Raw genomic sequence first — 12248 nt, forward strand, 5'->3', positions numbered from 1 at the left:
TTGCAATCTCTAGCCTATGTGAACATACCTTGTAGTGACCATTCTGATTGATTTTATCTCGACAACAGATCTGTTATAACATCATCTAAACAAGAAGTTTGTTTTGTGCTTAGCAATTAAACATGATGTCCTAGCCTCAAACTTTAGACTATTCGTACATTTATAAAGCTTGATATTGAAGTTCAGGGATATCAATTAAATCGAAAACCGCATGATTTGCTTTAGGGAAATCATTAATATTTAATTCCTCTTTTTTTACCCACTTCATATTGAGTTGTCCTTCCTGACATAAAGGGTTGCCTGTAAAACGAGTCACCTTAAAAATAATTAATTGTATATGTTTATCTGGATAGTCATAATCGACATACCCCAGAAAACGATATTCATTTACAATTATGCCTAACTCCTCCCTAATCTCTCGAACCAAAGCACCCTCAGGAGATTCATGAGGCTCCAGTTTTCCTCCAGGAAACTCCCAAAATCCTCCATGTGCGACATGAAAAGGACGTTGGGTAATTAGTATACGTTGTTTTTCATCGATAATGATAGCAACTGCTACTTTCACACGAGGCTTCCATGACAGGCTTTATATTTTTTACCTGAGCCACAAGGGCAAGGATCATTACGGCCAATTTTCTTTTCTTGTCGTCTAAAAGTTTGCGTTTCACTTGCCTCATCATTCTCTGATAAACTTTCATGCATGAGATTCATTTTTCTAATCTGATCCGCTCTACGTTGCTCTTCAACAACTTGAGCATCCTCCTCCGTTTGAATTTCAACGGATGATAGTATCCTGATCACCTCATACTTAAGATTATCGAGCATCATTGTAAATAAACTAAAAGCTTCTTTTTTGTATTCCTGCTTTGGATCCTTTTGAGCATAACCCCTTAAATGAATTCCCTGACGTAATTGATCCATCGCAGCCAAGTGTTCACGCCAATGATTATCTAAAGTTTGTAAAATAATGGATTTTTCAAATTGTGAAATGACTGGCCTTCCAACTTTTCTTACTTTTTCATCATAATGCTCTATAGCTAAAGCAAGAATTTTTTCTTTAATTTGCTCAGATTGTATACTATGATCTTTATCAATCCAGTCAGGCACAGGGGCTTTGATTTTAAATTCATCTGACAAAACATCAGACAAAGCCTGTGGATCCCACTGATCCTCTAGACTTTGAGGGGGGATATAAGTATCAACCAGACTATCCATTACCTCTTCTCTCATCATTTCAACAACTTCCTGTGTATCCGTCATTGCCATAATAGAGGAACGCTGAGTATAAATGACCTGCCGCTGATCATTCGCTACATTATCATAATCCAACAATTGTTTTCTTACATCAAAATGATGTCCTTCCAGTTTGCGTTGAGCATTTTCAATTGCTCTGGTAACCAAACTATGTTCAATCGGCTCACCTGGCTGCATTCCTAAACGACGCATCATAGAGGCCACGCGCTCAGAAGCAAATATTCTCATTAAATTGTCTTCAAGTGACAAATAAAAACGACTACTTCCGGGATCACCCTGGCGACCAGCTCGCCCTCTTAATTGATTATCGATACGTCTTGATTCGTGACGCTCAGAGCCAATAATTCGAAGTCCGCCTGCTGCAATCACTTCATCATGACGTTTTTGCCATTCTTTTTTAACCGCTTCTTTTTCTTGCTCACTCGCATCAGCTGGCAAATTAGCCAGAACAGCTGCCAAGCTACCACCTAAAACAATATCTGTTCCTCGTCCAGCCATGTTAGTCGCAATGGTTACAGCGCCAGGGCGCCCGGCTTCGGCAATAATTTGGGCTTCTTTTTCATGGAATTTTGCATTCAATACCTGATGCTTTATGTTCTCCTTTTTTAAGAGTTGACTTAAAAACTCAGAAGCTTCGATTGAAACTGTTCCAACTAAGACAGGTTGTCTACGAACACCACATTCTCGTACATCTTCGATTATCGCCTGGAATTTATCTGCCTGTGTTAGATAAACCAAATCAGGCTCGTCTTTTCTAATCATTGACCTATTGGTAGGTATTACAACCACTTCAAGATTATATATTTGTTGGAACTCATAGGCTTCTGTGTCAGCAGTACCCGTCATTCCTGACAATTTATTATACATGCGGAAAAAATTCTGAAAAGTTATAGAAGCCAGAGTCTGATTTTCATTTTGAATTGGGACTCCTTCCTTGGCTTCGACTGCCTGGTGCAAGCCTTCTGACCAACGCCTTCCAGGCATGGTACGGCCGGTATGCTCATCCACTATCACTACTTGATTGTCTTTGACTATATAATCAATATCTCTGTGAAACATTGCATGAGCCTTGAGTGCCGCATTCACATGATGCATCAACATGATATTGCTGGCATGATAAAGACTCTCACCAGGATCTAGTAATTTGGCTTTGGTCAGCAGTTCTTCTATATGCAGATGGCCTGCATCAGTCAGATGAGCCTGTTTTTGCTTTTCATCTACAGTATAATCGCCTTCGTCACCCTCTGCTTCTTGTTTTTTTAACTGTGGAATCAAAGAATTAATTTTGATATACAGCTCTGAACTATCTTCTGCCGCGCCAGATATGATCAATGGAGTTCTCGCTTCATCAATCAAAATGGAATCTACTTCGTCGACAATAGCAAAATTAAGCTCTCTTTGTACCTTATCAGTCAGACTAAAAGCCATATTGTCACGTAAATAGTCAAAACCGTATTCGTTATTAGTTCCGTAAACAATATCCGCTTTGTAAGCTTCTTGTTTTTCCTTGTGCGACATATCAGGATAGATAACGCCAACTGTAAGCCCTAAAAATTCATATATGGGCTTCATCCATTGGCTATCTCTTTTCGCAAGATAATCATTAACAGTGACTATATGTACACCACGTCCGCTAATGGCATTTAGATAAGCTGGCAAGGTTGCAACCAATGTTTTACCTTCCCCGGTACGCATTTCAGCAATATTTCCCTCATGCAATACCATCCCGCCTATCAATTGTACGTCAAAATGCCTAAGACCGAGAGTGCGCAATGATACTTCTCTAACCGTAGCAAAAGCTTCCGCAAGTAACTCATCGAGACTTTCACCATTATTGAAACGTTCTTTAAATTCTTGAGTTTTTTCAGCCAGCTCTTCGTTTGATAAAGCCTGCATTTTCGGCTCAAACGCATTAATAGCCATTACAGACTTTTCCATTCGCCGTAATGTCCGTTCATTTCGGCTTCCAAACATTTTCTTAATTAACGTACTCAGCATGGCCTCAATAACCCTCAGGATGTTCCAATTAATAAACATCGTTAATGTACTAGAAATCTTGATAAAATTCCACGAAATGTTGGCATCTGCTCTATTATTTCTTATACAAGGTCGACTTGATTTATTGCTTCCAAATTTAATAAGTACTGGATTAACTCACTAAAACCGGAAGTATTTTTCTCCTGAATAATATTCATCAATTTCTTTTTCCAATGTTTGGCTCCCGGTAATCCAAAAGTTAAATTAAAAAGTGGCTTAGCTAAAATGCTTAAAGAGAGATTAGCTCGAGATTGATCAAACCAATAATCCAGATAACTCATTAACAACTGGCTACGTTTAATTTTGATGAATTCTGGGTATAAGGCTTGATGAATTTCAGCAATTTGATATGGGTTATCGCAAGCAAGCCGTCCTAACATTACTCCATCGACATGCTTTAAATGACTGTTTATTTCTTCAATAGTTAATATATTCCCATTGATTGTAATAAAGATATGAGGAATTTCCTTTTTTAGCTCATATACATAATCATAATTTACGGGAGGAATTGTTCTATTTTGCTTTGGATTTAACCCATTTAACCAGGCCTTGCGAGCATGAACAATCAGTTTGTCACAGCCTGCTTCAACCAAGTGAAGAGAAAAAGATCTGAAAAATTCATAACTGTCCTGGTTATCGATACCGATTCTCGTTTTCGCTGTGACTGGTATTCCTACTACCTGTTTTATTGCACGAATACAATCAGCAACGTGTTCTGGCTCCTTCATCAAGCAGGCTCCAAATCGTCCCGCCTGTACTTTGTCACTAGGACATCCCAAATTCAAATTAATTTCATTAAAACCTTTCTGCTCAGCAATAATGGCGCACTTAACCAATGCGGATTTATCTGCACCACCCAATTGAATAGCGATAGGATATTCAACAGAATTAAAATACAAAGCTCTGTCAGGATTATTTTGCACAGCCCCTGTTGTTTGCATTTCAGTATACAAAAGGGCGTTAGGAGCCAATAACCTTATCAGAGTACGAAATGGACTGTTAGTCCAATCAATCATCGGCGCTATAGATAATTTGGAAAAAATACTATTAACCACGTTTAATATCAATTTAAAGCAAATATAACATTATACATTGTTGTTTGAGAAATACACAAAAATAGTATCAATTTAAGCGTTTATGCTTGCTGAACAGGATTCATTGCCTGGATGAGCAATTGGAGCTTTGTTCTCCCCTGATAAAAATTGATATCCAGTTTATAGGCGGTATGAATGTACTTAATCCTATGATTAGGCCAGGATTTTAAATCCACATTAAAAGCAATGGCATCCAGTGGCTCTCCTCCTTGTGAGGAAATTAATGTCATTTTTAAATGATTTTTACCGACAATTCGTTGATCCAGAATTTCAAATACATTATCAAATACGGGTTCTGCAAACGCTTGGCCCCAAGGACCAGCTTGTTGTATTAATTGTGCTGTTTCCAAACTCAGTTCATGGGATTGCAATGGTCCGTCCGTCAGTATTTCTCCTTCGCACTGTGATAAGTCAAGATGTTTCAGAACCTCTGACACGAATGCTGAGCGAAAATCATTCAATAATTCGGGGCTAATACTTAAGCCAGCAGCCATAGCATGTCCTCCGAATTTAAGAATCAGTCCTGGATTGTCCTTATCAATAGCTGCCAATACATCTCTAATGTTTAAATCGGGGACAGAACGTGCTGAGCCCTTTAACTCATGCTCACTGACAGAAGCAAATGCAATCACAGGACGATGATATTTTTCCTTCATCCTTCCTGCCAAGATTCCTATCACTCCTTGATGCCAGGTTTTATCATGAAGGCACAAGGCAAGTGGTAAGTGTTTATTCTCTTCATCGTTAATTGACAATTTCTCCAAAGCAAGCATGGCTTGCTCTTTCATTTCAGATTCTATTTGCCTTCTTTCCAGATTCAACTCATCCAACTGTTGACAGAAATTTCTCGCTATTTTTGGATCCGTCGTAATCAAACATTCAATACCAAGCGACATATCATCCAGACGGCCTGCGGCGTTTAATCTTGGCGCTATGGCAAAACCAAGGTCAGATTCTCTTAGCCTGGAGCAATCCCTACCAGCAATTTCAATCAAGGCTTTTATTCCTTCTCTGCATTGTCCTTGACGAATACGCATCATGCCTTGATTAACCATGATCCTGTTATTTTGGTCAAGCCCCACAACGTCGGCTACAGTCCCTAATGCAACCAAATCCAGAAAACTCGCCATATTAGGCTCAGGCATGTTGATTTCATTAAACCAGTTAGAATTGGAAAGATGCCTGCGCAATGCCAGCATAACGTAAAAAATAACGCCAACTCCTGCAATTGACTTGCTTGGAAATAAACAACCGGGTTGATTGGGATTAACAATTGCACAAGCATCGGGTAGTGATTCTGCTGGTAAATGATGATCAGTAATTAATACATCTATTCCCATTTTATTAGCCGCATCTACTCCTTCAAAACTGGCTATACCATTATCAACAGTAATAATTAAATGAGGTTGCCATTTGCTTGCCACTTCAACAATAGCAGGAGTAAGACCATAACCAAATTCAAATCGATTAGGCACCAAGTACTCAACAAACCTTGCACCCATAGCACGCAAGGCAGTAATGGCTAATGCCGTAGAAGTTGCCCCATCGGCATCAAAATCACCGATAATAAGAATACGTTGCTCTGAGCGCAAAGCATTCTCTAATCGTAGACAAGCTTCATTAATGCCTTTTAAAGTGTGAAAAGGAAGTAATGTTTGTAATTGTTTATCAAGTTGAGATTCGTCACTAATGCCTCGTGTTATATAAATACGTTTTAATACATCAGGTACATTAGGTAAATTAACAGTAAACTCAGGCTGTTGTCGTTGTTTAATCAGCATGTGTCAGACTTCTCCATAATCGAGTAAACCAATGAGATTTTGCTTTAATTAAAGCACAATTGTTCCAGTACCAATGCGCCGGTATTTTTTTTATTTCAACTTGATGTAATTCGCTTAAAGAATCAATGCCATGTAATAGAACAACCTCAAACCCGCTCACGTTCACTGACGGGTCATATAAAGTCACATTTGAAGAATATGCTTGAGCTACTGCCAGAAAATGCTTGTCTGTGCAAATTGATATTGTTTTTTTAGTTTTCAATTTCCCACTACCCCATGCCCAAACACCATTAATTAATGATTTCCGAGTATTGGAAGAGAAAAACATTTGACTTTCAGTAAAAAATTTTTGCCAGTACATAGTCTCATCCAGTTGCGATAATTCTGGCATCAAAGACTTGTTTAGTACCTGATAAATTGGTTTGGCATTAAGAGGTGGCTTATCATCAACTCGCAATAACCAAGTGTATTTGTCATAAAAATAAAGGGACATTCCTTCTTCCGCTAAATAGGCGGAGTACAAATCGAACCAATATTTCACCTCTTCATCTGTTACTCGTAAATCGTTATCAAGAGCGACAATGACAGCATCATTATGTGATGCTTGCCAATGCATAGGAGTTAAAACCGCCCAATCTCCCTCAAGATTATGACTCGATTTCAATAAGTTACCTACTGGGGGATTTATAAGGTCATAACCGCCGCATGCTAATAAATTAAGTACTGCCAAACCTTGCGATTTTAATAATTTGCCCTCTTTGCTATCACAGTCGCTCTCTGTGTTTATAATGACATTCATAGCACTAAACAGCCTTTAGTAAACCATCTCTTTTAAACAGAGTTTTTAAATTTCTCAAGGCCTGTCTTATTCTGTCTTTATTTTCAATTAAACCGAATCGGACATAACCATCCCCTTGCTGTCCAAAACCTATACCAGGTGAAACAGCAACTTGTGCTTCTTTCAATAAATATTTACTGAACTCAAGAGACCCCATAGCGCGGTAATTGAGAGGAATAGGTGCCCAAACAAACATGGTCCCTTTAGGTTTGCTCACTTCCCAACCAATATCATTCAGTCCATCACACAAAAGATTGCGTCGTTTTTCATAAAGATTTCTTATTTCCAACACACAATCATCAGGGCCTTCCAATGCTGTAATTGCAGCAACCTGGATGGGAGTAAAAGTACCGTAATCCAAGTAGGATTTGATACGTGTTAAGGCAGCTACTAACTCTTCATTACCACAAGCAAACCCAACACGCCAGCCAGGCATATTATAAGATTTGGACATTGAGTAAGTTTCAATTGCAATGTCTATGGCGCCAGGAACTTGTAAAATCGAAGGGGCTTTATACCCATCAAAAACTATATCTGAGTAAGCCAAATCATGAATAATCCAAATGTTATTACGCTTGGCAAGATCAACCACCTTTTCAAAAAACTCATATTCGACACAGTGAGTACTTGGATTTGCCGGAAAATTCAAAACCAAGGCTTTGGGTTTTGGCCAGGTTCTGCTAATAGCATCTTCTACTGCAGCCAAAAATTGAACTTCATCGATTAAAGGAATTTGCTTTACATTAGCACCAGCAATGATAAATCCGTAGGTATGGATTGGATAAGCAGGGTCAGGAACAAGCACCGTATCACCTGGACCTGAAATTGCCAAAGCCAAATGTGCAAGCCCCTCTTTAGATCCTATTGTAGCTAGTATTTGTGTTTCACTATCCAGATGAACATCATAATGTCGAAGATACCAGGTTGCCATCGCTCGACGTAATCTCGGAATTCCTTTCGACATTGAATATCGATGCGTATCAGGCCTTTGAGCAACCTCTATAAGCTTATTAACAATATGAGGTGGGGTTGGTTGATCAGGATTCCCCATGCCAAAGTCTATAATGTCCTCTCCTCGCGCCCGCGCTTCCATCTTAAGCTGGTTTATTGTATTAAATACATAAGGGGGTAAGCGTTTAATGCGTGGAAATTGACTCATAATATTGACCTCTGTGATATACTGTTAGCCATTATAAACTAATGAACTTTTTAAAATCATGAATATCAATCTAGAAACCGCAGAGCAACATGCAGTGCAAGCATACAGCGATAAAAAGATTCAGATTAATTCCATAATTTATGAAAGTAGTTTAATTGTTTCTAAGAAAGAAATCATTACTGATTTTGTAATTAAAGACATCCAAGACATTAATAATTCATATATTGATTTATTATTAAGAAGCAAACCCGAATTAATTATTATTGGTCATCTGCAAACAGGCAAAACGCTGCCTGTCACTCTAATCAGTCAATTATCGCAAAAAAGAATTGGTATCGAATGCATGTCCATAGGTGCCGCTTGTAGAACTTATAACGTCTTATTGAGCGAACACAGAGCGGTTGTTGCAGGGTTTATCTTCTAATACCAATTTTTTGAGAGGGCTCTGGCTAAACATACCAAAGCTATAATTGCCTTCTTGCTTCTAGCACGTTAGGAATTTGCTCCAACTTAGTTAATAAGCGCGACAAACTGTTTAAACCATCGATCTCAACAGTTAAAGTGATATAAGCCATATTTTCATGTTTATTGCTATGGGTCTGTAAAGCATAAACATGGGCTTTTTCATTTGAAAGCAGCGAAGTAACATCCTTCAATAACTCGGAGCGATCAAAGGCTTTAATCAACACATCAACAACATAATTTTCCCGTGTTGCTGAACCCCAATTCACCTGAATAAACCGTCGCTTTTGCTTTTCACTGGCATGTATAATATTAGGACAATCTTTTCGATGAACGGAAACCCCCCTTCCAATCGTGATGTATCCTACTATTTCATCACCAGGAACAGGTTGGCAGCATCTCGCCATAAATGTCAATAAGTTCCCAACTCCTTCAATACGAAGATCACTCCCTGTGACCTCTGGTTTTTGTTGTTGTCTTACAAACTTCTGTAAATTTTGTTCTGGAGTATCTGGGGGTGCCAATCGATTAACAATCTGGCCTATTTTAATATCACCTCGCCCCAAACTGGCATAAAGATCATCCGCCTTTTTATAATTCAATGCCGTAATCACTTCATTGAGTTTATCCGATTTAATACCTAAAGATTTTAATTCTTTCTCCAATAACTCACGACCATCTCTCACATTATCTTCATAATCTTGCATTTTAAACCAATGCAATACTTTAGCCTTGGCTCTTGCAGTTTTTAAATAATTCAGATGAGGATTAATCCAATCCCTTGATGGTTTGATTTCTTTTCCAGTCAGTACTTCAACCCTGTCTCCTGTTTTCAATTGATAAGTCAATGGGACAATATGACCATTAACTTTGGCACCTCGGCAACGATGTCCCAAATTACTATGCACATGATAAGCAAAATCCAAAGGAGTCACTCCATGGGGTAAATCCAACACATCGCCATCAGGAGTAAATACATACACTCTGTCTTCAAGAAACTCAGTCGTAACGTTTTCTGCGACACCTTTATTAGCCGCCATTTCCTGGTGCCACGCCAAAACGTCTCTTAACCATTCTATTTTGCGCTCATGGCTCTCTTTTTGTGATACCGCCCCCTCTTTATATTTCCAATGGGCTGCCACACCCATTTCTGCTAAATCATGCATATGAAAAGTTCTGATTTGCACTTCAAAAACTCTTCCTTCCGGACCCTCTACTGCGGTATGAAGAGACTGATAGCCATTGGATTTTGGATTGATGATGTAATCATCAAACTCTGCTGGAATTTGCTTCCACAAAGTATGAACCATGCCTAACACTTCGTAACATTGTGCTTCAGTATCTACCAGAATACGAACCGCTGTGGCATCATATATCTCATCTAATGATACATTTTTGCGCTTCATCTTTTTATAAATACTATGGATATGTTTTGAGCGACCATAAACGGCAAAGTGGCGGGCTCCTGTTGCTCGAATCTGATGTTCAAGCTGTTCGACAATGCGATTGACAAAACTGTCCCTTTCCAATCGTTTAGCCTTCAATCCCTTGGCAATCGCTTTATATTCTTCTGGATGCAAATGTCGGAAAGCCAAATCTTCCATTTCCCACTTGATTGCCCCTATTCCCAAGCGGTTAGCTAAAGGCGCGTAAATTTCCATGGCTTCGGTTGCCAGCTGTTTACGTACCGTTTCAGACAGATGCCCTGCTGTTCTTAAAATACATAAACACTCTGCCAGCTTGATTAAAACAACTCGCACATCATCAACCATCGCAAGGAGCATTTTGCGAATATTGTCAATTTGATTTTTGTTTTGTGGGTATTTATTTAAAGCCTGGAAATTGTTCATGGCACTCATTTTTTCTATGCCTTTGACCAATTTAGCGATATTGTGCCCCAATTGCTCTTCAACATCGTCAATAGATAAATCCGCATAATGAACATTTTCAAAAATAATAGCGGCAGCCAGAGTTTCCTGATCTACTTCCAGGTCAGCAAGTAAATCAGCCATTGATAACCCTTGTTGTAAACAAGTTTGCCCTGTTTCAGTAGCATGATCCTGACCAGCCAATTGACTTAAAGTACAGGCAGCTCTTACGAGTTCGAGATTATCCAAATATCCTTTTGAGCCAAGATGATGTAACCACATCTCTACGTCAATACTGCCATCTGGCGTCAACGGAGTCGTATCTTTTACTCTTACCATACACATTATCCTTTTTGAAACAAGGCAATAGACTCGACATGCGTTGTATGAGGAAACATATCCATTACCCCAGCAGTTATCAAAACGTAACCTTTTTGATTAACCAATATATCTGTATCTCGAGCTAATGTTATCGGGTTACAAGATACATATACTATACGCTCGGGATCAATTGAATCAATTTGTTTTACAATTTCAAGCGCACCAGAGCGGGGAGGATCGATTAAAACCTTGCTAAAAGACGTATTAACCAGATTCCTAACTTCCATCACATCATCAAGATTAGCAGCATAAAAATCCACATTGGTAATATGATTAGACTTGGCATTCATATAGGCTCTTTCAACCATGTTCTTATTGCCTTCGACACCAATAACTCGAGAGCAATGTTTAGCCATGGGAAGCGAAAAATTACCCAGTCCACAAAATAAGTCTAGCACGATATCAGAATTTTTTAATTCCATTAACTGAATTGCCTGCGTTACCATCTTTCTGTTTAACTCGGCGTTTACTTGAGTAAAATCGTTGGGATGAAATTGAAAAGTTATTTGATAATCGGGCAGCTCATAACTCAAATAAGCATGAGCATCTGAAGGATAAAAGCAAAAAACCGAATCAAGTCCACCTGGCTGCAGAAATACCTTGTATTGGAATTGTTGCGCAAATTTCCTGATTTTCAACTCATCTTGCTCTGTTAATGGAGATAGATTGCGGAAAATCAGCGCCACTTCATTATCACCTGCAGCCACTTCAATTTGTGCGATACACTGCTTATTTTCCATCGTATCGATTAATTTTCTCAAATGGACAATATCAGTATCTATTTTTGAATTAAGAATAGGACATTGATTTATTTCTGTAATGAACCTTGGATTATTCCTCTCTCTAAATCCAACCATGGTGCTTTGTTTCTTTTCTACAAAGCGAGTACTTAAGCGTGCTTTATTTCTATAATTCCAATGATGGCTTGTTAAAGGCGACAACACTGATTGAGGTTCAGTATGGCCATACCGGGATAGTAAATCCAAAAGATGGGATTGTTTGAAACGAATTTGTTCCTCGGCACTCATATGTTGCAAAGAACAGCCTCCACACATTTGATAATGAGGGCATTTTGGTTCAACCCTGAGAGTAGAGGGTTCGACAATTGATAGTAATTTACCTTCATCAAAATCCTTTTTTACCCGTGTATACTGAAATTCAACCACCTCACTGGGTAATGCTCCCTGAATAAAAGTTGCTTTGCCATTAACTCGTGCTATCCCCCTTCCATCATGGCTTAAGTTTACGATCCGAGCGGTTTGTGAGGTTAAATTCAATTTTGGCTTAACTTTTCTCATGAAATGATTCTCAAATAATTATCAATTACAAAATTCTCATGCTACATTTTTAGAATGTTGTATGGATATAAAAAAC

At 38.7% G+C, this 12248-nt stretch carries 9 protein-coding genes; 1 reads left to right on the plus strand and 8 read right to left on the minus strand.

Features of this window, described 5'->3' with window-relative positions:
- Positions 1-160: 160 nt before the first annotated feature.
- From mutT to alaC, 6 genes are all read right to left on the minus strand, one after another.
- Positions 161-565: an 8-oxo-dGTP diphosphatase MutT gene (gene mutT, locus OQI99_RS05250; protein WP_061514031.1), complete on the minus strand. Its 405-nt coding sequence runs from the start codon at positions 563-565 to the stop codon at positions 161-163.
- A complete protein-coding gene (gene secA, locus OQI99_RS05255) occupies positions 562-3252 on the minus strand; it encodes a preprotein translocase subunit SecA (RefSeq protein ID WP_061514090.1) in 2691 nt (896 codons plus the stop codon). Before secA ends, mutT begins: the two co-directional genes overlap by 4 nt.
- A 101-nt stretch (positions 3253-3353) precedes the next feature.
- Positions 3354-4346, minus strand: coding sequence for a tRNA dihydrouridine(20/20a) synthase DusA (dusA, locus tag OQI99_RS05260; protein WP_195911929.1), 993 nt, complete (start codon positions 4344-4346; stop codon positions 3354-3356).
- An 80-nt stretch (positions 4347-4426) separates the two neighbouring features.
- Entirely contained in the window at positions 4427-6166 is a 1740-nt protein-coding gene (gene recJ / locus OQI99_RS05265) for a single-stranded-DNA-specific exonuclease RecJ (RefSeq protein WP_061514032.1), read from the minus strand.
- The gene (locus tag OQI99_RS05270) at positions 6156-6965 is read right to left on the minus strand and encodes a hypothetical protein (RefSeq protein ID WP_061514033.1); all 810 of its coding nucleotides are present in this window, start codon (positions 6963-6965) and stop codon (positions 6156-6158) included. The genes recJ and OQI99_RS05270 overlap by 11 nt, the downstream gene beginning before the upstream one ends.
- A 4-nt stretch (positions 6966-6969) precedes the next feature.
- Positions 6970-8163, minus strand: a complete 1194-nt coding sequence (gene alaC, locus OQI99_RS05275) for an alanine transaminase (protein WP_061514034.1) — start codon at positions 8161-8163, stop codon at positions 6970-6972.
- Positions 8164-8221: 58 nt separating this feature from the next.
- On the opposite strand from alaC, the gene OQI99_RS05280 reads away from it, so the two are divergent.
- On the plus strand, positions 8222-8587 hold the full coding sequence (locus tag OQI99_RS05280) for an Mth938-like domain-containing protein (protein ID WP_011215607.1): 366 nt from the start codon (positions 8222-8224) through the stop codon (positions 8585-8587).
- 40 nt (positions 8588-8627) lie between these two features.
- On the opposite strand, the gene relA is transcribed toward OQI99_RS05280, so the two are convergent.
- Both relA and rlmD read right to left on the minus strand, forming a co-directional pair.
- Complete coding sequence (gene relA, locus OQI99_RS05285; RefSeq protein ID WP_061514035.1) at positions 8628-10832, minus strand: GTP diphosphokinase; 2205 nt, start codon at positions 10830-10832, stop codon at positions 8628-8630.
- 5 nt (positions 10833-10837) lie between these two features.
- On the minus strand, positions 10838-12172 hold the full coding sequence (rlmD, locus tag OQI99_RS05290; RefSeq protein ID WP_061514036.1) for a 23S rRNA (uracil(1939)-C(5))-methyltransferase RlmD: 1335 nt from the start codon (positions 12170-12172) through the stop codon (positions 10838-10840).
- Positions 12173-12248 lie beyond the last annotated feature (76 nt).

Source organism: Legionella sp. PATHC039 (assembly GCF_026191275.1).
Lineage (GTDB): Bacteria > Pseudomonadota > Gammaproteobacteria > Legionellales > Legionellaceae > Legionella > Legionella pneumophila.